General features: G+C 67.7%; 16 protein-coding genes. 6 read left to right on the top strand and 10 right to left on the bottom strand.

Features of this window, described 5'->3' with window-relative positions:
* Nucleotides 1-265 precede the first annotated feature (265 nt).
* Nucleotides 266-472: an antitoxin MazE-like protein gene (locus PCC79_RS16475; RefSeq protein ID WP_232547002.1), complete on the top strand. Its 207-nt coding sequence runs from the start codon at nucleotides 266-268 to the stop codon at nucleotides 470-472.
* Complete coding sequence (locus tag PCC79_RS16470; RefSeq protein WP_232547003.1) at nucleotides 469-795, top strand: type II toxin-antitoxin system PemK/MazF family toxin; 327 nt, start codon at nucleotides 469-471, stop codon at nucleotides 793-795. Before PCC79_RS16475 ends, PCC79_RS16470 begins: the two co-directional genes overlap by 4 nt.
* Before the next feature lie 123 nt (nucleotides 796-918).
* Here the strand turns inward: PCC79_RS16470 and PCC79_RS16465 are convergent, their stop codons facing one another.
* Nucleotides 919-2,172, bottom strand: a complete 1,254-nt coding sequence (locus PCC79_RS16465; RefSeq protein WP_342372161.1) for an ISL3 family transposase — start codon at nucleotides 2,170-2,172, stop codon at nucleotides 919-921.
* Nucleotides 2,173-2,464: 292 nt separating this feature from the next.
* On the bottom strand, nucleotides 2,465-3,745 hold the full coding sequence (locus PCC79_RS16460; protein WP_342372496.1) for a hypothetical protein: 1,281 nt from the start codon (nucleotides 3,743-3,745) through the stop codon (nucleotides 2,465-2,467).
* Between the two features lie 308 nt (nucleotides 3,746-4,053).
* Here PCC79_RS16460 and PCC79_RS16455 point away from each other — a divergent pair, with 308 nt between their 5' ends.
* Nucleotides 4,054-4,680 (top strand): GyrI-like domain-containing protein, encoded by a 627-nt coding sequence (locus PCC79_RS16455; protein ID WP_342372495.1) that lies wholly within the window; start codon nucleotides 4,054-4,056, stop codon nucleotides 4,678-4,680.
* Nucleotides 4,681-4,712: 32 nt separating this feature from the next.
* On the opposite strand, the gene PCC79_RS16450 is transcribed toward PCC79_RS16455, so the two are convergent.
* The 7 genes from PCC79_RS16450 to PCC79_RS16420 all read right to left on the bottom strand — a co-directional run bounded on the left by PCC79_RS16450 (nucleotide 4,713) and on the right by PCC79_RS16420 (nucleotide 15,163).
* Nucleotides 4,713-6,197 (bottom strand): NAD-dependent succinate-semialdehyde dehydrogenase, encoded by a 1,485-nt coding sequence (locus PCC79_RS16450; RefSeq protein ID WP_342372494.1) that lies wholly within the window; start codon nucleotides 6,195-6,197, stop codon nucleotides 4,713-4,715.
* Nucleotides 6,194-6,529, bottom strand: coding sequence for a TfoX/Sxy family protein (locus PCC79_RS16445; RefSeq protein ID WP_342372493.1), 336 nt, complete (start codon nucleotides 6,527-6,529; stop codon nucleotides 6,194-6,196). Before PCC79_RS16445 ends, PCC79_RS16450 begins: the two co-directional genes overlap by 4 nt.
* 105 nt (nucleotides 6,530-6,634) lie before the next feature.
* Nucleotides 6,635-7,186 carry a YagU family protein gene (locus PCC79_RS16440; protein WP_342373638.1) on the bottom strand — a complete coding sequence of 184 codons (552 nt, stop codon included), beginning with the start codon at nucleotides 7,184-7,186 and terminating at the stop codon, nucleotides 6,635-6,637.
* Between the two features lie 10 nt (nucleotides 7,187-7,196).
* Complete coding sequence (locus PCC79_RS16435) at nucleotides 7,197-8,450, bottom strand: ISL3 family transposase (RefSeq protein WP_342372161.1); 1,254 nt, start codon at nucleotides 8,448-8,450, stop codon at nucleotides 7,197-7,199.
* A 386-nt stretch (nucleotides 8,451-8,836) separates the two neighbouring features.
* On the bottom strand, nucleotides 8,837-12,124 hold the full coding sequence (locus tag PCC79_RS16430) for a hypothetical protein (RefSeq protein ID WP_342372492.1): 3,288 nt from the start codon (nucleotides 12,122-12,124) through the stop codon (nucleotides 8,837-8,839).
* On the bottom strand, nucleotides 12,121-13,962 hold the full coding sequence (locus PCC79_RS16425; protein ID WP_342372491.1) for a phospholipase D family protein: 1,842 nt from the start codon (nucleotides 13,960-13,962) through the stop codon (nucleotides 12,121-12,123). The genes PCC79_RS16430 and PCC79_RS16425 overlap by 4 nt, the downstream gene beginning before the upstream one ends.
* Nucleotides 13,949-15,163 carry a DUF6361 family protein gene (locus PCC79_RS16420; RefSeq protein WP_342372490.1) on the bottom strand — a complete coding sequence of 405 codons (1,215 nt, stop codon included), beginning with the start codon at nucleotides 15,161-15,163 and terminating at the stop codon, nucleotides 13,949-13,951. The genes PCC79_RS16425 and PCC79_RS16420 overlap by 14 nt, the downstream gene beginning before the upstream one ends.
* Before the next feature lie 229 nt (nucleotides 15,164-15,392).
* On the opposite strand from PCC79_RS16420, the gene PCC79_RS16415 reads away from it, so the two are divergent.
* The 3 genes from PCC79_RS16415 to PCC79_RS16405 all read left to right on the top strand — a co-directional run bounded on the left by PCC79_RS16415 (nucleotide 15,393) and on the right by PCC79_RS16405 (nucleotide 18,967).
* Entirely contained in the window at nucleotides 15,393-15,716 is a 324-nt protein-coding gene (locus PCC79_RS16415; protein ID WP_342372489.1) for a nucleotide pyrophosphohydrolase, read from the top strand.
* Nucleotides 15,703-17,451 (top strand): DNA/RNA helicase domain-containing protein, encoded by a 1,749-nt coding sequence (locus PCC79_RS16410; RefSeq protein WP_342372488.1) that lies wholly within the window; start codon nucleotides 15,703-15,705, stop codon nucleotides 17,449-17,451. The genes PCC79_RS16415 and PCC79_RS16410 overlap by 14 nt, the downstream gene beginning before the upstream one ends.
* Nucleotides 17,452-17,629: 178 nt before the next feature.
* Complete coding sequence (locus tag PCC79_RS16405; RefSeq protein WP_342372487.1) at nucleotides 17,630-18,967, top strand: ISL3 family transposase; 1,338 nt, start codon at nucleotides 17,630-17,632, stop codon at nucleotides 18,965-18,967.
* Nucleotides 18,968-19,162: 195 nt separating this feature from the next.
* Here the strand turns inward: PCC79_RS16405 and PCC79_RS16400 are convergent, their stop codons facing one another.
* Nucleotides 19,163-19,969 carry an alpha/beta fold hydrolase gene (locus PCC79_RS16400; RefSeq protein ID WP_342372486.1) on the bottom strand — a complete coding sequence of 269 codons (807 nt, stop codon included), beginning with the start codon at nucleotides 19,967-19,969 and terminating at the stop codon, nucleotides 19,163-19,165.
* Nucleotides 19,970-19,977: the final 8 nt, after the last annotated feature.

Below are 19,977 nucleotides of genomic sequence, written 5' to 3'. Positions count from 1 at the left end.
CGAGCGACACTGTTCTCGACTGCCCTGCGGCCCGCCTGTGTCGATCTGGTCGTACTGATCCCCAGAGAGTTGGCGATCTCGCGCTGGCTGGACCCGTCTGCGACCAGGGCGCGCAATGCCAGCGCCCGTCGCAGCCGGGCGACCTCCTCCTGATGTAGGGCGCTTCGGTACTTCACAACCAAGCTCATAAGGCCAACTTATGTACCGGATGAAGACGTTTCCTGATGGACTGTGCGAACGCACTGTTACATGAAACACTGGATGCATGGCGGTGAGAGAGCGGGTGAGCGAATACCGGCGGCGGATGCGGGAGCGCGGGTACCGACCGGTGCAGGTCTGGGTACCCGATGTGCGCACGCAACAGTTCGCCGCTGAGGCCCGTCGGCAGGCCACGCTGGTGGCCCAGGTCGATCGAACCGGTGACGACCAAGCGTTCATCGAGGCCGTGTCGGCGCCGTGGGAGGATGCGTGATCCGCGGTGAACTCTGGACGGTCGCCGGTGGTGTCTACGCTTCAAAGCCCCGCCCGGCGCTGATCGTCCAGGACGATCTGTTCACCGCAACCGACTCGGTGACCGTGGCGCCCCTGACCACCACCCTGACGGACGCGCCGCTCCTTCGCGTGCGTATCACACGCAGCGAACTGGCAGGCCTGGCCCATGACAGCGACGTGATGGTCGACAAGCTCACCACCGTCCGCCGCAGCAATGTGCAGACCAGAGTCGGCCGGCTCACCGCTGAGCAGCTGGCAGAGTTCGAGCGCTCCTTGATGACGTTTCTCGGCCTCGCCCGATAGGCACGTCCGACGTCTGCTGCGGGCAGCCTCACCCTGACACTCCCTCAACGCCACGCGGCTGGACGCGCCCGCGTCCGCGCTTGAGCCTCCTCCGGGCGTTTGGACCCGAGGAAATGGGGCTCTTCACACTTCCGGTGGGGGTGGCGGGGTGAGTCCGCCGCCGATGAGGAGCATGCGTAGCCGGTAGTTGTCTCGGTTGCGGAAGCCGCGGGCGATGCGGCGGTGGAGTTCGATGAGCCCGTTGATGCTCTCGGTGCCGCCGTTGCTGGCGCGGCCGGTGTCGAAGTAGGCCAGGAAGGCGTCCCTCCACTGCTTGAGGGTGCGGCCCAGCTTGGCGATCTCGGGGATGGGACACGTGGGGAAGCTGGCGACGACCTGTTCAGCGAGTTGGCGGCCTCGAGCGGGGTCGGGGTGGGCGTACGCGGCGCGAACACGTTGGGCGCACTGCCAGGCGATGTGGACGGCGTCGTGGCGCTCGTCGGCGGCGATGGCAGCGGCCAGGCGGGCCTGTTGCTTCTCGGTGAGCCGCTCGGCCGCGCAGCGCAGGATGTTCCGGATCCCGTACAAGGGGTCGCCGGAACGGCCACGGTGACCGTGGATCTCCTGCTGCACGCGGCGGCGAACCTCATCGACCGCCCGGCCGGCCAGGGCGACCACATGGAAAGCATCCAGGACAGCGGTGGCGTCGGCGAGTTTGTCGTCGATGGCGTTCTTGTAGCCGTGGAACGGGTCCAGGGTGGCGACCTCGACCCCAGCCTTGAACGCCGTGCCGCGTTGGTCGAGCCATGTCTTGTACACGGTCCCGGAGCGGCCGGGTACGAGGTCGAGCAGCCGGGCTCGGACGCGTCCGTCCTTGTCACGGGTCAGGTCGACCATGCCGGTGAGCTCCTTCGGGCCGCGCTTGCGGGGACTCACGTGGTGCCACAGGTGTTCGTCCACCCCGAGGGTGGTCACGCCGGCGAACCGGGCCTCGTCGTCGGCCAGCGTCGCCAGGATGGGTTGGATCGAGCCCCATACCGTCTTCCACGCCACCCCCAGCTGCCGCGCGAGTCCGTGGATGGAGGCGTGCTCGCGGCGGACCTGCTCGATCACCCACCGGCACGCCCGGGTGGTCAACAGCCCGCGCGGGCGGGCTATCTGCTCGTCCTGCTCGGTGAACACCCTGGTCGGGCACGCCGGCTCCAGGCACCGCCACGTGCGTTTGCGCCACCGCAGCCGGGTCGGCCGGGCGAAACACGGGATGTCCACCAGCGTGGTCGTGCGTCGGCCGCGACTCTCAGCGACTACCCCACACGACGGGCAACCCACCACCGTGGACGCCGACTCCATCGTCACCACCAGCACGTCGTGGACCTTGTCGACGTCGACAACGTGCAAGCCGTCCAGGCCGACCAGCAGGTCGCAATGGTCACAGTACGAAGGGGTCGTGGCAGCGCAGCAGCACCCCGTAGGCTCGGACACGTCGAGGCCTTCCGGTCAGGTTGAAGAGACGCTTCCGATCCTGAAGGCCTCGACCCCCAACCACCATCACCCCGCGCTCGGGCGTGTCGCGCTCACCCCCACCTCAAGGTTGAAGAGCCGGAAATGGCGCCATGGCGCCACAATCTCGGGTCCACATGGGGAGCAGGGGGTCCCTTCACGCCTTGCCGGGGGAGCCTGGGGCAACTCGTCAGGGGAGACCGGCCCGGGTGAACTCTTGCTGCAGCCGCGGGCGCCGCCGGTGAGTTTCGCGCAGTTCGCGGATGAGCGCTTCAATGTTCTCGGCCTCGTTGGTGCCGCGGGTGAGGGTGCGCAGGTGGGCCAAGCCGCGTGCGGCGGCACGGTAGTGCTGCGCGTCTGCGTATTCCAGGTGCGCCAAGATCTGACGCGTCTGAACGGGGACGACGGCGACCGGATCGAGTTTCTCGTAGCGATGGGCCAAGGTGTGCCACACACCGGTCTCGCTGTAGTCGAGGTCGAGGTCGTGGGCGAGGTCCCAGGCCAGCTGGGCGTCGTCCAGAGTGTGCAGGGCGAACGCTACGGCTTCTCCCGGCCGCTGTCGCAGCGTATCCATGACGCAGTCGCGGTGGTCAGGCCACGCGTCTCGGGCGGCATGGCGGACGTCGTCGGCGTGGGTCGCGGTGGGCCAGCGTTCGACCACCGCCAGCCGGGCTGCGAGTTCCTTGCCCGGCCGGTGGTCGGCCAGAAGACGGCACCAGAGCTGGGCGGCCTTCACGGACTGGTGGCCGCGGTCGAAGAAGGTTGCCTGTCGGGCCCAGTCGATGGCCAGGTCGATCTCGCCGATCTCGTCGAATGCCGTGGCGGTGTCCTCGAACCAGGCGGCGACCCTCCGGTCACGGGCGTGGGTGGCGATGATCGCCTCGATGTCACGATCCCAAACGGCCAAGCGGCGGACGTTCCATTCCAGGACGAAGCCTGTGTGCCGATCCTGCACCTGCTGTTCCCAGCCCGAGGGGTCGGTCGCACGCTCCAGCATGGAGGCCTGCTCCTCCTCAGGTGTGGGTGGTGGACCGAGCGCTGTTGCGATCTCGGCGAGGTTGGCGCGGTACAAGGCCATTCCGCGATCCCCCAGCGCAGGCCCGTAGGCCGCAGGGTCGAGGGTGAAGAAGTCGACGACACCGTCGAACTGGAAGGCGATCATCCAGGCCACGAGACGGGCTGCCGGGGGAGGAGCAGTGGTGGCGAGAGCGGCGTGGAGGGCCAGGAGGTCGTAGATCGCGGCGCCAATGATGCCGCTGGAGTCGTCTGCGCGAGCGCTGGCTTTCAAGGCGCTTACCAGGGCGCGCTGGGTGACGGCCAAGACCTCGGCAGCTGGCTGGGTCTGGGCTGCTTCGCTCAGGCGAGCGACCGCTTCATGGGCGCTGTAGCCGTAGCTGTTGGCTGCGCCCCAACGGTGCAATCCGGCCCTCGTCCGCACCAGGGGGAGGACCTCATCAGCCAACGACCCCATGCGTCGCCGCCTTTCGTCTGATCGTGCCCACGGCGAGTGTGCCATCACTGGCGCCTCTTGTAGACGGATACATCTACAAGTACCGTGCGGCCCTGGCCGAGTCGACAGCCATCCGCATCAGTCGAGACACACATGCGCGCGTGACCACCTTGTCGGCTGAGCGCAACGAGATGATCTACGGCGCCTACACGCGGAACGTCACGCCCCCGTCGTGCACCGTCGCGCTCATGCCGGGGTGACGCGAAGGTTCGGGGGGCACCGGTTCAGCGTAGGCTCCCCGGCGAGCGCCGACGCACCTGAGGAGTCTCGTGAGAATCGACCTGAAGAAGGAGCGCAAGGACCTCTACGCTCCGCCTACCGCCGACTTCGTTGAGGTGGATGTGCCGAGTGTCACCTATCTGGCTATTGACGGTCACGGCGACCCGAACACCTCCTCCACGTACGCGGACGCCGTCGGCGCGCTCTACACCGCGGGGTACGGCGTCCGGGCCGCGTTCAAGGAGCGCACGGGGGACGACTTCGTCGTCGGTCCGCTGGAGGCGCTGTGGACGAGCTCGGACCCGGAAACGTTCGTCCGCCGGGAGAAGAGCGCCTGGGACTGGACCCTGCTGATTGCCCTGCCTGACGCGGTGAGCAGCGTGGACGCCAACGCCGGGATCACGCACGCAGCCCAGCGAAAGTCCGAGCTACCGGTGGGGGAGGTGGAGCCGCGGGTCATCGCCGAGGGACGCAGCCTGCAGATCATGCACGTGGGCAGCTACGACGACGAGGGGCCGACCCTGGCGCGGCTGCATCACGAGGTCATGCCGGCGCTGGGCGTCACCTGGAACGGGCCGCACCACGAGATCTACCTCTCCGACCCCCGCCGCGTCGCGCCCGAGAAGCTGCGCACCGTCCTGAGGCAACCAGTCATCGATGCGGTGGCGCCAGAGTGACGCAAGCGCTGTCGGTGCCGGGTGATCACGCCTCAGTTACGGGATGACACCGCGGGGTGGTGAGGGTCGGGGAGGGCGACGTAGACCTCCTCGGTGAACTCATCCAGACCGTGATCGCCTCCTTCGCGGCCGAGACCGGAGTGCTTCACACCGCCGAACGGCGCGGCGGCATTCGAGATGAGCCCCGTGTTGGCGCCAATCATGCCGACCTCGAGACTTTCGCTGAGCCGCAGGATCCGGTCGAGGTCGCGGGTGAACACGTAGCCGGCGAGGCCGATGGGGGTGTCATTGGCCAGCTCGATGGCCTCCGCCTCGGTCGTGAACGTCGTGATCGGTGCGACGGGGCCGAAGATTTCCTCGCTCAAGATCTCGGCGTCGTGGGAGACCCCGGTGAGCACGGTGGGTGGGTAGAACCAGCCCGGCCCCTCCAGCGGTTCGCCGCCGGTGACCACCCGGGCGCCGTCCGCGACCGCGCGCGTCACGAGCGCGTGCACCCCGTCGCTAGCGGTTTCCGTGATCAGGGGCCCCACGTCCACGCCGGCGTCCAACCCGTCACCCAGGCGCTGGTTCGAGAATCGTTCGGCGAGGCCGGCGGCGAAGGCGTCCGCGACGTCCGCGTGCACGATGAACCGGTTGGCCGCGGTGCAGGCCTCACCCATGTTGCGGAGCTTGGCCACCATGGCGCCCTCGACGGCGACGTCGAGGTCGGCGTCCTCGAACACCAGCAGCGGTGCGTTGCCCCCGAGCTCCATGGAGCACTTCAGCACGTTGTCAGCGGCCTGACGGAGCAGTTGCTGGCCCACCGCGGTCGAGCCGGTGAAGGACAGCTTGCGCAGCCGCGGGTCGGCGATGATCGCGTCGGTCACGTCGTGGCGGGAGCTGGTGATGACGTTGACCACGCCGTCCGGGACGCCGGCGTCGGTGAGAATCTTCACGAACAGCAGCGAGGTCAGCGGGGTGAGGGACGCCGGCCGCAGCACCACGGTGCACCCGGACGCGAGCGCCGGGGCCACCTTGCGCGTCGCCATGGCGAGCGGGAAGTTCCACGGGGTGATGAGCAGGCAGGGCCCCACCGGACGCCTGACCACCAGCTGGCGCAACGACCCCTCGGGCGAGGGCCGATAGGACCCGCTGATGTGCGCCGCCTGCTCGGAGAACCAGCGCAAGAATTCAGCGCCGTACGTGACCTCTCCTTGGGCCTGGGCGAGCGGTTTGCCCATCTCCAGCGTCATCACGGTGGCAAGGTCGTCGGCGCGAGTGGTCACCAGGTCGAAGGCGCGCCGCAGGATCTCGGCTCGCTCGCGCGGCGGCGTCCGGGCCCATGCGGACGCTGCCGCGGCGGCCGCCTCCAGGGCGGCGAGGCCGTCGTCGACGCCGCCATCCGCGACGTGGGCGATGGTCTCGCCCGTGGCCGGGTTGTCGACGGCGATGGTGCCGCGCGCGCCGTCGCGCCACGTGCCGCCGATGAAGAGGCCCGAGGGCAGGTCGGCGGGCAGCACGGGCGGACGCGGGCTCATGCGGCGCCGTCCCGATGGTCGAGGGCGATCTCGATCCACCCATGGAGGTCGGCGTCCCGGGCCACACCGTCGGCATCAATCCGCAGCCAGCCCGGCCCCATGGGCTGTTCGGACGCCCCCATCACCGCCGGGTGCGCACCGGGCCGGGTGAGGAGTTCCTCGTGCCGCTCGGGATCAATGCGGACGAGCAGGTCCCCGTCTCTCCCGACGGAGACGACCATGGCCTCGTCCACCATGAAGGCGCGGCCGCCAAACATGGCCACCTCCCGGACGGTACGCCCAGCTGGCAGCGCGTCGCGCACCCGGGCGCAGAGATCATCGCGTGGGCTCATAGCTCAACGCTAAGGCGTCACGGGCAGTGAGCGGGGGCAAACGGTGACTGGGCCGAGGGCACAGGGGGGCGTCTGACCTCAACCAGTGCCCGGCGGTCACCAGGGTCAGCGGGCGGCGTCCGGCACCGAGAGGGGCACCTCGGCGTCCGGCTCATGGGTGAACCGGTTGCGCAGGTCACGGCGGCACAGCTCCATGATCCAGAGCCACACGACGTGGCCGAAAAGCTCGGAGAAGTGCTCCTCGAACGGCTGGTCCCAGGGCGCGGGCACCGTCCCGAACGCAGGCATGATCACGATGTGGAAGGCGACGTAGACGACAAAACCGAAGACGGCGCCCTGCCACAACTTGATCTGGGGCCACTTCTCGGCGACGACCGCGTAGAACACCATCACGCCAATCGAGAAGGCGAAGTGCACGATGAAGCTGATGATCGGCAGCTCGTTGCCCGAGTAGGTGTACGTGAGGTGCGTGATGTCGAACGGGACGCCGAGCTGCTCGAGCAACTGCTGGGGAGGATTGGTGGCGTTGCGCTCGGGGGTGCGCGGCGGGAACGGGACCTCCCAGCCGAACTTCACGATCGCGCCGATCGCACCGGCGATGACGCCGACGAGGGCTGCGGTCGCATAGCGGCGGCGGGCGGGATCGGTAACCTGCAGAACCGGCTCTTCACACTTCCGGTGGGGGTGGCGGGGTGAGTCCGCCGCCGATGAGGAGCATGCGTAGCCGGTAGTTGTCTCGGTTGCGGAAGCCGCGGGCGATGCGGCGGTGGAGTTCGATGAGCCCGTTGATGCTCTCGGTGCCGCCGTTGCTGGCGCGGCCGGTGTCGAAGTAGGCCAGGAAGGCGTCCCTCCACTGCTTGAGGGTGCGGCCCAGCTTGGCGATCTCGGGGATGGGACACGTGGGGAAGCTGGCGACGACCTGTTCAGCGAGTTGGCGGCCTCGAGCGGGGTCGGGGTGGGCGTACGCGGCGCGAACACGTTGGGCGCACTGCCAGGCGATGTGGACGGCGTCGTGGCGCTCGTCGGCGGCGATGGCAGCGGCCAGGCGGGCCTGTTGCTTCTCGGTGAGCCGCTCGGCCGCGCAGCGCAGGATGTTCCGGATCCCGTACAAGGGGTCGCCGGAACGGCCACGGTGACCGTGGATCTCCTGCTGCACGCGGCGGCGAACCTCATCGACCGCCCGGCCGGCGAGGGCGACCACATGGAAAGCATCCAGGACAGCGGTGGCGTCGGCGAGTTTGTCGTCGATGGCGTTCTTGTAGCCGTGGAACGGGTCCAGGGTGGCGACCTCGACCCCAGCCTTGAACGCCGTGCCGCGTTGGTCGAGCCATGTCTTGTACACGGTCCCGGAGCGGCCGGGTACGAGGTCGAGCAGCCGGGCTCGGACGCGTCCGTCCTTGTCACGGGTCAGGTCGACCATGCCGGTGAGCTCCTTCGGGCCGCGCTTGCGGGGACTCACGTGGTGCCACAGGTGTTCGTCCACCCCGAGGGTGGTCACGCCGGCGAACCGGGCCTCGTCGTCGGCCAGCGTCGCCAGGATGGGTTGGATCGAGCCCCATACCGTCTTCCACGCCACCCCCAGCTGCCGCGCGAGTCCGTGGATGGAGGCGTGCTCGCGGCGGACCTGCTCGATCACCCACCGGCACGCCCGGGTGGTCAACAGCCCGCGCGGGCGGGCTATCTGCTCGTCCTGCTCGGTGAACACCCTGGTCGGGCACGCCGGCTCCAGGCACCGCCACGTGCGTTTGCGCCACCGCAGCCGGGTCGGCCGGGCGAAACACGGGATGTCCACCAGCGTGGTCGTGCGTCGGCCGCGACTCTCAGCGACTACCCCACACGACGGGCAACCCACCACCGTGGACGCCGACTCCATCGTCACCACCAGCACGTCGTGGACCTTGTCGACGTCGACAACGTGCAAGCCGTCCAGGCCGACCAGCAGGTCGCAGTGGTCACAGTACGAAGGGGTCGTGGCAGCGCAGCAGCACCCCGTAGGCTCGGACACGTCGAGGCCTTCCGGTCAGGTTGAAGAGACGCTTCCGATCCTGAAGGCCTCGACCCCCAACCACCATCACCCCGCGCTCGGGCGTGTCGCGCTCACCCCCACCTCAAGGTTGAAGAGCCGCAGAACCATGGGAACCTCTTCCGAAGCTGGGCGGGGGTGCGAGGGCAGTCCATCTGTAGCGAGCCCCCGGAGCGCACGTCAATGACCCTGGACGTCGGTGCTTGTGGCGCGATGGTTGAGTGTCGAGGGTTTCCCTCCGATGCCGGAGATTTCAGGGGGAGCGGTACATCACCGTGCGGCCCTCACGCTTGGTGAGGTCCCGCTCGGGGGCCGCCTTCCCTTGAAAGGTTGGCAGAGTCAGCTGGGCGGGGTGGAGCAGCCAGATCCAAGCGCATGCTTTCCAGCGTGGCTCGGTTCGCTTCACCGAAGCGGAGCTTCAGGATTTCGATCATGTCTTCCTGCCGAGGCTGGCCGAAGGTGAGCCGGTACAGGGCCACGTCCCGCTTGATGTCCGCCAGGCGGGTGACGTCCTGACTCAGGGGGAACGGCGTGACGTGCCGCTCGATACGCGCTTGACCGGGGTACACCCAGTGGGGAGCGAAGTCACCCACCCAATCAGCCTCGGCCGGCAGGTTCGTGACGGCGATCTCGTAGGCGGCCTGCCACGGGTTGCGTGCGTCGCTGCGGAAGATCGCACCCTCGTGCTGGCGGGCGATGTTCTTGCGGACGGCGTGCCCGTCGTAACGGTCGATACGGCCCTCCCGCTGCTCGAAGTCGACGGGGCTGGCCGGAGTGTTCCAGTGCAGGATCGCATGGCACCACCAGTGGAAGTCGATCCCTTCTTGACCCACGCTCGTGGTGGCGAGCACGAACGGCCAGAACGGGCTGTTGAACGCCTGCCGCACCTGCGGCAGTCTGACACCGTCGTCGCTGGTACGGCGTCCGCCGTAGCGGAGCGCGAACCGGGCCATGATCGCGCGCCTCGTGTCGGGAGAGTCGGGATCAAAAGCCTCATACCGGGCGGGACGGACGGTCATCGCTTCGGAGGCAGCCCGGGCGAGGTGGAGCAAGCCGTCGTCGTCCAGTTCAGTGGCGCCCAGATTCACGGCGAGGTGATGCACGTACTCGTCCAACACCGCCTGCAGATTGCCGGCGGCGCAGTACCTCAACACGACCTGCCAGTAGACCAAGTCCGGATAGAGCTGGTCGAGCAGCAGCGTGGTCTCGGGGCGTGCGAAAAGTGAACGCAGGCCCGACCCGAGCTGCGCGGCTGCGGTCCATAGGCCCACCGGCGTCACGCCGTCCTGGCCGTCGCTCACTCGGGCGAGGGCGCGGTAGGCAATGTTCGCCGGGGAATGTGCCGCCACTTCGGCCACCTGCTCGGCAACGTCACGGGTGACGAAGCGATCCTGGGCCCGACCGTGGGCCAGGTACGCCTCCTCGATGTGGCGGGAGAGAATGTTGGGGGCGGGCACACCCTCGTCCCCGGTCGTCGCCGCAGCGATCTCATCCTCCGTTGCTCCGGCCAGGGCGAGGGCCGCGTCCGCCGGACGCAGTCCAGTCGGGATGCTGTCCGGTCGACGGAAAGCCTCGAACCAGTGGGACGCGACGGCGGGGCGTTCGTCCGCCGGGGGTTCGGACCCATCCGCGAGGAGGCGGTCGGCCAGGTCGCTCACGATCTGTTCCGGATCGGCCGGGCCGTCCGCACGCCGCCGAGCCTCCAGTGGATCCGCCAGAGCGGCCAGGCCGGGCATGGGCCAGAAGAGCGCCAAGGTCGCCATGGTGGCGGGGCGATCCCGGGTCTGATCGATACGGTGCGCGAGCCGGGTGCGCCGGCTCCGGCGCTCGGTTTCCCGCTCATCGGACGTCCGATTCGTGAACGCGTCACCGGACGTCAGTCGATCCGCCTCGTAACTGAGGAGGGCGGCGACCGCGGTGGGCGTCGCCGTCCAGGAGGAGAAGATCAACCGCTTGGTCAGCCCCGCGGTGTTCGGATCGGCGTAGGGGCCGTCCGGGACGAGGTAGGGCAGGCTCGGTGGCACCCACAGCAGCTTCCACCAGCCCTGGCCCACCGTCTCCTCAGCGAGGCGGCGCAGGCGGGCGTTGCCCATGTCGAGTGGTTCATATCGCTCGAGGGCGTCCCAATCGAGCCGCTGGGTGGACGCGAGCAGCGGTGCCAGCCCAGCCCGGGTCACATCGTCGGCGAGGGCGTCGCGCACCCGCTGGGCGAGCTTGTACCCGTCCATGAAGTTCACGAAATAGGGGGCCGACTTCCAGTACTCGACCTGGAACGGCGCCTGCACCGCGCGCGCCACCCGGCTCATCGCCACGAAGCCGAGCACGTCGTCGTCGCGCAGGTCGGTCGCGGGCGTGATCGTCTCGGACGCCATCGCCTCGTTCAGTGCCCGGGGACGCTCCGTCCGCGCCATCACCCTGAGGAGCTGGCGCTGGACGCGCTCGGTGAGGCTGTCGTCCGGATGACCGGTGAGGAGCGCCTCCCTGTAGCCCGCGAGCGCGGACGCGACGCCGTGCCGAACCGCGGGATCTTCCTTGGAGAGGAAGTCCACCACCTTGAGGAAGTCGGAGTGGTGATCCTCCCCGACCCTCGCCTCCTCGGCGTACGTGAACGGCTTGAAGGGCGTAGCGGACAGTAGCAGCACCTTCGCGCCGTGGGCGGATCCGCCCTCGTGGAAATTGAAGAGGTGATGGGCCAACTCGCCCGCCTCGGAATCGGGACGGAGCAGGTCACGGAACCGTTGGAACTCATCGAGAATGACGAGATCGGGAGTCAACACCCTGATGCTCTCCCGGGCCAGGGTGGCCCGGAGCTCACCGATGAGGCGACCGGTAGTCTCCGCACCGCTCGCCTTCCGGCGGCGGTCGATGAGTCGCTTGAAACGCTCGAGCAGGCTGGCGCCGCCGTTCGCGCCCGGGAGTTCGATCGCGGTCAGGAAGGCGGCAGTGATCGTCGGGTCGATCCTCCCCGCGAGGTCACGCTGCAACGGCCGAACGTACTCGTCGCGGAAGCGGTCCGCCGAGCCGACGCCCTGACGCAGCACCTCCAGCACCGTCCGGTCGCGCTCGGGGTGGGTGCTGAGCCGAAGTCTCCGCTCGAGCAGGAGATACAGCATCGCGCGCTCCTCCGCCAGGCCGGTGCGCCAGCCGGACTCGAAGGAGGTGCCCGGGGTGAACGAGACCAGGTTGACGGGCTTGGTGAACTGCCCCCCTCCCTCGGGCGTGAAGTGGCGAGCGTGCTTCGCGAGCAGCGTCAGGCGGCTGGCGATGCCGTGGTGGGCCTCGCCGGTCACATTGAGCTTGCGCAGGTTCTGTTGCGCCAGGTCGGTGTTGGAGCAGACGTACACGATGTCGATGCGATCCACGGCGTCGTCGTGCTGCAGGTGTTCGATCGTGCGGGCGATGACGCCCCGGGCGACGATGGTCTTGCCCAGCCCCGTCTCGTCCGCCACGAGGAACCGGTCGGCATGGTCCGTTCCGAAGAACCGGTCCATGACGTGCTCGACGGTGTTGCGTTGGAAGGGCGTGAGCGTGCGTATCACGTCCTCGGCGCTGAATTCGTCGCGGTGGTTCACTCGGCGTCCTCCGGCAGGAGAAGCAGAGCCGTGTCGATGGTGCGCCAGAGATCCTCGAAGCCCTCCGGCAGGGTCGACCGGCCCTGCTCGGTGGCCAGCAGCCGGTCCACGAGCCCGCGAAGGGTGTGAAGGTTCTCGCGGCGTCCGGCCACGGCGCGGAGCAGAAGCTCCAGGAGCGGGACGCCGGCGGAGGCGTCCGACCACGCGAAGGCGGAACCGTCGCCGGGGCCTTCTCCGCAGCCCAGGAGCGTGTCCAGATCGGTGAGGCCCAACAGCAGGGCCAGGAAGCGCAGGAACTTCTCGGGGGTGTTGACCTGCCGGGCGAGCACGGCGTCCAACCGGTCGGGGGGATCGTTCAGGAGCCGGCACTGGACCACCGAGCCGACCGAGAGCCCGGACGCGTCGGCCAAGGTCAGGACGAGGAACGCCGTGATGTCCGCCAGGGGGAGGCCACGGAAGGTGTTTCCCGCGGCGCGTCTGGCGTCCAGGGCGAGCACGTTGCCGGGGCGGGTGAGCAGCGACGCGTCCAGCCGCAGGCCGGGGGCCACGGCGGGTGGGTGCGCCGCCGTCACGGTGAGGTCGAACCCGTCGCCACTTGGGTGAACGGTGAGGATGAACGGCTCGGACGCCACCTGCCGCAGTGCACTCTCCAGCGCGTGGCGAGCATCCTCCTCTGGGTCGGGCTGTGCCCCGCCGGTGGCGGCATAGGGCACGAGGAACCCGGACCTCACCAGCGACGCATTCTCACCGACGAACTGATCGATGCCGTGAGTGGCGCGAGAACCCTTGAGTTCGACGGCGAACTCGACGTTGCCACCGTGGGCGGCCGACGTGGCGTTGGGTGACCCCACGAGAATGTGGACGCGATAGTTGCGCTCCACGAGGGTGATCTTCGCGTGGAGGCCTGCCCGCTGGAGGCCATCCGCAGAATCCCCTGGCTCCTTTTCGTCAGCAGGGCCGGGACCATCGGACACCCCGGTTGGGACGACCGTGGCTGCGTCGAGCACGAAGGTGGTGGGCTTGTTGTCCTTCACGAAACGCGCGAGGGCCGCAGGGCCCAGGCGTTCGAACTCGTCCGCGCGCGAGACGAGCAGGTCACCTCGCCGTGGCGCCAGGAGAGCCAGCCCGTCCTCGTTGAGGAAGGGGGAGACAACCAGGCGCCTGCTTCCGGTGTAGTCCGGCGCGCCTGTCACACCAGGGACGCCCCAGGCGTGGAAGGCCTCGAGGGTCGTGCCCTCCGGGCTTTGCCACGTGACCCGATCACACCGATCGGCGAGATCGTGAATGCGCCGCAGTCGGTCCGGCGGAAGAGGGCTCACGGCCAGCTCCGGGAGGTTGCGCAGCAGCGTGGTCAACGGCGCGTCGATCGGCTGCCGTTCGGTGGTGGCGGCGCCTTCGAGCGTCACGACGGCATCCCAGGCGGCGCTGTCGACGAGATTGCGCGTCGAACACAGCAGGCGAAACCGGTCGGCCTGGCGGTCGGCGGTGTAGCGCACCAGCCAAAGTTTGGGATGGAAGAGGAAGCCCGGCCGTGGCCGCCGCACCGCGTGCACCATCTTCTCCAGGAACGCCATCAGATCGGACGCCTGGCCCGGGACGGAGATCTGACCGGCCTGGCAGAAGACACTGACGCGCTCGGCGCAGGAGCGCACGGCTTCGAGCGCCGTGACCGGATCGGGGGTGGCGCCGCGCATCTGGAAGGAGGCGAACGCCAGGGGAGGCACCAGGGCCGTGGTCAGGTCCAGGGTGAACGTGGTGGCCACGGCGCTGTCGAGGATGAACCCATCGGGGGGCCGGAGCTGGTCGAGCAGCACGACCCTGCTGTCAGGTTCCAGCACGATGCATCCCGTCGTGAACGTCTGTGACGATGCGGCGCACGGTCGTCCAGCGGTAGGTGAGCCGGCCCAGCCCCGCCGCGCCGGTCCACTGGCCGAGCAATTTGGCGTTGGTGAGCCGCGATTGCGTCTTCTTCAAGCTGCGTTCGCGGTTCGCCACCATGGAGCGCAGAAGCTCGTCGGTGAGCGCGGTGCGGTGTGCGCCCCGCTGGATGCTGGTCACCCAGTCGGTCACGAAGAAGCGTGTGCGATGCGAGATGCGGCCGTTGAGCCGGAGCGCCAGCTCCCAGAAGTCGTCGAGGTCCCACGACCGGAGCGCGTGCGCGTCCGCGCCGCTGGCCTCCACCCAGCCCTGGTAGGCGGTTGACTGCTTCTCGACCGGCGACTCCACCCGGTCGAACCCCGCGGCTTCATACGCCTCGCCGACGAGCAGGTTGTACAGCCGGGAGGCGCCCTCCATGGCGAGGCTGAACCGTTGGGCGTGGAGCAGGATGCCCCGGGCCGGGCCGTCGACCGTCTGGCAGACGCTGTCATGCCATGGTGTCGCGCTGTCGCCGTCCGGCGCTCGATCGGTGGCGATCAGGTGGGTCAGCAGGGTCCCGGGCGCCGACTCAAGGATGCGTTCGCGCAGCCAGGACGCCTCCGCGGGCGTCAGGGCGAGCCCGTCCGGCAGTGGCGCGTTGGGGAAACCCGTTGGCGCGGGCGGAATGGTGGGGTGCCACGGACTGAGCGTCCGTTGGTGGAGTTCGTCGGCCTCGTGATCGACGCTGGCGGGGGAGGAAACTTGGCCCGCCGGGCCGCGGCTGCGCAGAATGCCGAACGTCGCCAACCCGTTCCAGTACACGTCTGACGGCAGCTGGCTGACCGCGTCGCGTGCCCTCACCCCGATCAACCCGAGCGCGTCGCCGCTGCTCTCGATGGCGGGAACCAGTCGTTTCTGGACGGCATGCGCGTGGCTGCGGACCCGTTCCGGTGACCAGCCCTTGCCCTCGGCGTCGAGGTACGCCCAGGGCACGAGGAGGAAGTACTTGGCGCGCGTCTGCAGCGTCGAGGTGCCAGGAAAGAGGGCATCACTGAACGCGTCCCGGATCTGCCCGATGCCCAACTCGTCACGGCTCTCCGGCTGCATGAACAGGTGCAGCATCTCGCGCACCCGGCGCTGTTCGTCGGGAGACGTGTCCAGCCAGGCCAGAGATGAGGTCACAGGTCGACTCCTGATTGAAGTCTTGGCCTGATCATGGTGGTGGTTCTCTCCATCCCCGTTGGTCGATGAATACTAACCAGATTGAAGCCTGGCGGGGGGACACTCCCCTCCACGACCTGCCGCGAGGGCCCGTACGCGGCAAGTGCACGGGTGAGCTGCGCAAGCCACCGCGCCGACGATGACTGGGTGGTCAGGCTTCCCCCTGCTCGAACTCCAGTACCCTCCCCTCATGGACACTGCGGACCTGATGCTCGCCCTACGGGAGTTCCGTGAGCGGAGGGATTGGGCGCAGTTCCACGCGGAGGGCAACCTCGCCAAGAGCATCGTCATTGAGGCTGGTGAGCTTTTGGAGTGCTTCCAGTGGACCGAGGAGAGCTTCGATGTGGACCGGGTGCAGGAGGAGTTGGCCGACGTCCTCACCTACAGCTTCTATCTGGCGGACCGGTTGGACCTTGACCCAGGACGACTGATCCTGGAGAAGTTGGCCCTCACCGAGCGCAAGTATCCTGCTGACAAAGCGCGAGGACGGGCAGCGAAGTATGACCAGCTTTGAGATCCGACGCTACGGGTTCGACCGGGACGAACTGAGGACACTGCACGATATTGAGGCGATGAGGAACTGGCCCGTCGTGTACGTTCTTGACCGACCGGCTGAGCAGCCCGCTCGGGGAAGCGTCTACTTTGGGGAGTCTGTAAATTTCCTGAAGCGGATGGCGGACCACCTCGCCTCCGAAGAGAAGCGGCAACTCACGACAGTCAGGGTGGTCCTCGACGAGACCTTCAACAAGTCCGCCTGTCTCGACCTGGAGTCCCATCTCATTCGATACGCGGCGGGTGATGGCTCGCTCGAAGTGTTGAACCGAGTTGATGGTGTCGTGGATGCGAACTACTTTGACAGGCGCCGCTACCGCGAGGTCTTCGACGAGGTCTTCGAGGAACTGCGCGAGGAAGGGCTGTTTCAACGAACGATTCCAGAGATTATCAACTCTGAGCTGTTCAAGCTGTCGCCGTTCAAAGCGCTCAACACTGATCAAGCGGTTGCGGTCGACGATATTATGGAGGGGCTTGCTGCGGACTTGGGCGGCGATGACGACTCCACCAGCGTCTCCTTTGTGCAGGGCGCCCCTGGGACGGGCAAAACTGTCATAGCCATCTACTTGATGAAGCTCATCGCGGACATTGGCCAACACCGCGGCGGTGATGGGGTGGACCGGGACACGCTCTTCTCAGATTTCTTCGTCGAGGGCTACCGTGAGCGGTTCCAAGGATTGAAGATTGGGCTCGTTGTGCCGCAGCAGGCCTTGCGGATGTCCATCCGACGTGTCTTCGACAAGACCCCGGGTTTGAGCCGGAGCATGGTCGTCACAGCATTCGACGTCGCCGACTCTGCGGACCAATTTGACGTGTTGATCGTCGACGAGGCGCATCGGTTGACACAGTTCGCGGCCCAGTCGCACGGATCGTTGACCAAACGCTTCAGGGACGTCAACTCGCGCCTCTTCGCGGGATTGCAGCCGCAAGCCTCGCAACTCGATTGGTTGCGCGTGAAGACCAAGCACCTCATCCTGATGCTTGACCAAGATCAGAGCGTTCGGCCAGCGGACCTGTCGCAGGAGCAGATTGGTGTCGCTTTTCAAGAGGCCACGCGCTTGGGGCGATCGCAGTACCGCCTTCGCACGCAGATGCGCAGTGAAGCAGGCGAAGACTACATTGACTACGTTCAGGCGGTACTCAGCCGAGTGCCACCCGCAGAGCGCCTTGACTTCCGACCTTATGAGGTGGGGATCGTGGACAGCCCTGCAGATTTGGTGGCTACGATCAGGGAAAAGGACTCGGAGCACGGCCTCTCGCGTGTCGTCGCCGGCTATGCCTGGCAGTGGGTCAGCGCCAAGGACCCGACGCGGTATGACATTGAACTGGGGGAGACGAAGCTGCGGTGGAACACACGTTCGGTTGATTTGGTCAACTCGCCGACGGCACTCGACGAGTCTGGTTCGATACACACCGTGCAGGGGTACGACCTCAACTATGCAGGGGTTATTATCGGGCCCGACCTTCGATACGACCTTGAGACGGAGGAGTTGTTCATCGATCGACGCAACTACTTCGATAAGGCCGGAAAGCGAAACAATACCATGGCAGGGCAGGTCACCACAGATGAGATGCTCTTTCGCTACATCACCAATGTTTACTTCGTCTTGATGACACGCGGGATCAGGGGCACCTTTTTGCACGTTGTCGATCCGGGACTCCGCAAGTATCTGGGACGCTACTTTGGTGTGCTCTGACAGGTGCGAGCCCGTGGGATCGTGCGGGCTAGATCTTTGAGGGCATGCAAGTTTGAGGGCTCTTCGTACCTGCGGTGGGTGGGGGACGACACGCCGAGTGAGGCTGGTCTGCTGAGGTAGGGGTCGGGGCCCTCAGGATCAGGAGTTACCAAGCTTCTTTCCACCGAGGACCCCGACTGTGTCTGAGCCTACGGCGTGTGCTGCGCGCTGCCCCCATGATGACGCCTACTGCGACAACTGTGACCGTCTCGTCGGCCTGCCCGGCGTGCACGTCATCGATGTGGACCGACGACCTGCCGGGCTGGTGGTTGAGGTCGAGTCCCCACCAGCGGTGATGGGCTGCCCGACCTGCGGGGTGGTGGCCCGCAGCCATGGCCGACGGACGGTCACCTTGGTCGACATCCCCTGCTTCGGCGCCCCGACACGCGTGCGTTGGCGCAAACGCACGTGGACGTGTCCCGAGCCGTCCTGTCCGGTAGGGGCGTTCACCGAGCAGGACACCGGTATCGCCAACCCGCGGGCGATGCTGACCACCCGGGCGTGCCGCTGGGCGACCGAACAAGTCCGACGCGAGCACGCCAGCATCGCCGGACTGGCTCGGCAGTTGGCCACCACGTGGCGGACCGTGTGGACCAGCATCGAGCCGATCCTCGCCCGCGCCGCCGCCGACGAGTCCCGCTTCACCGGGGTTACCACCCTCGGGGTGGATGAGCACCTGTGGCATCACGTGAGCCCCCGCAAGCGCGGCCCCAAGGAGCTCACCGGCATGGTCGACCTAACTCGTGACAAGGACGGACGCGTCCGAGCGCGGCTGCTCGACCTGGTGCCGGGCCGGTCCGGGACGGTGTACAAGACGTGGCTCGACCAACGCGGCAAGACGTTCAAGCAACGGGTGGAAGTCGCCACGTTGGATCCGTTCCGTGGCTACAAGAACGCGATCGATGACAAGCTCGCCGACGCCACCGCCGTGTTGGATGCCTTCCACGTCGTGGCGTTGGCCGGGCGGGCGGTCGACGAGGTCCGTCGCCGGGTGCAGCAGGAGATCCACGGCCACCGCGGCCGCTCCGGCGACCCGCTCTACGGGATCCGGAACATCCTGCGCTGCGCGGCCGAGCGGCTCACCGACAAACAACATGCCCGCCTCGCGGCGGCGATCGCCGCCGATGAACGCCACGACGCCGTCCACATCGCCTGGCAGTGCGCCCAACGGGTTCGCGCCGCCTACGCCCACCCCGACCCTGCTCGAGGACGTGAGCTCGCCGAGCAAGTCGTCGCTACCTTCCCCACGTGCCCGATCCCCGAGATCGCCCGCCTCGGTCGTACCTTCAAACAGTGGAAAGACGCCTTCCTGGCCTACTTCGAAACCGGCCGCGCCAGCAACGGCGGGACCGAGGCCGTGAACGGGCTCATCGAGCTCCATCGTCGCATCGCCAGAGGCTTCCGGAACCGAGAGAACTACCGGCTACGCATGCTCCTCGTCGGCGGCGGACTCACCCTGGACCCACCGCAGGTATGAAGAGCCAGTTTGAGAGTGCAATTTCACCGGGACGAGCCTTTGCGTTCGTCAGCTACGTCGAACTCGTCGGGGCCATGTAGGCCGGCTTCGGCGATCGCGTCTGGAGGTTCGACACCACCGGCCAGTCCGCCGACGAGACGCTGGCCAAGATCCTGCGCGTCGGCGGCGTGCCCTCGTCGCCCGACGGGTCGGACCTCAGGACATCACGCGCTCGATGATCGCGGTGGCGACGGCGTCCGGTTCGTCTTGGGGCAGCCAGTGGGTGGCGTCCAACTCGACGAACCGGTAGTCAGCGGCGACGAAGTCGCGGGTCTTCTCTGCGGCGACGCGGTCCAGGTAGGGGTCTCCGTTGCCCCACACGTAGGTGGTGGGGACGCGGACGGTCAGGTCGGTGGCGGGCTGCGAGAGGGGGATCGCCCGGTACCAGTTCATCGGCCCGGTCAGGCGGGCCGGGTCGGCGTAGCGCTCGGCGTACCGGCGGGCGTCCTCGGCATTCAGGCCCGACGAGGTGAGCATCCGCTCGATCACCCGGGCACCGGCTCGCTCCGGCAGCCAGGGGAGCTGGAAGAACCCCATGTACCAACTCCGTAGCGCCTGCTTCGAGCGAGGAATCGCCCACATCGCGGCCGAGGGGTGCGGCGTGGCCAGCACCACCAGGGACGCGACCCGCTGCGGGTGGCGGGTGGCGAGATCCCAGGCGACGCCGCCGCCCCAGTCGTGCCCGACGACGTGGGCGCGCTCGATGCCGGCGGCGTCCAACAGGGCCAGCACATCGCCGGAGAGCTTGTCGAGGGTGTAGTCGCCACGACGTTTCGGCTTGGCCCCGGGGGAGTAACCGCGCTGCTCGGGCGCGAGCGTGCGCAGTCCGGCATCGTGGAGCAACGGCGCGACGCGCTGCCAGCTCTGGGCGTCCTCGGGGAAGCCGTGCAGCAGCACGACCGGCTCGCCGGCCCCGGCGTCCGTGTAGTCGAAGGTCAGTCCGTCGTGGGTGTAGGTCGGCACGACCCCAC

Origin of the sequence: Propioniciclava soli (assembly GCF_038502305.1) — a bacterium.
Taxonomy (GTDB): Bacteria; Actinomycetota; Actinomycetes; order Propionibacteriales; family Propionibacteriaceae; genus Propioniciclava; species Propioniciclava soli.
Note: the sequence above shows the minus strand (reverse complement) of the source record. Positions and strands in the feature narration are given on the sequence as shown.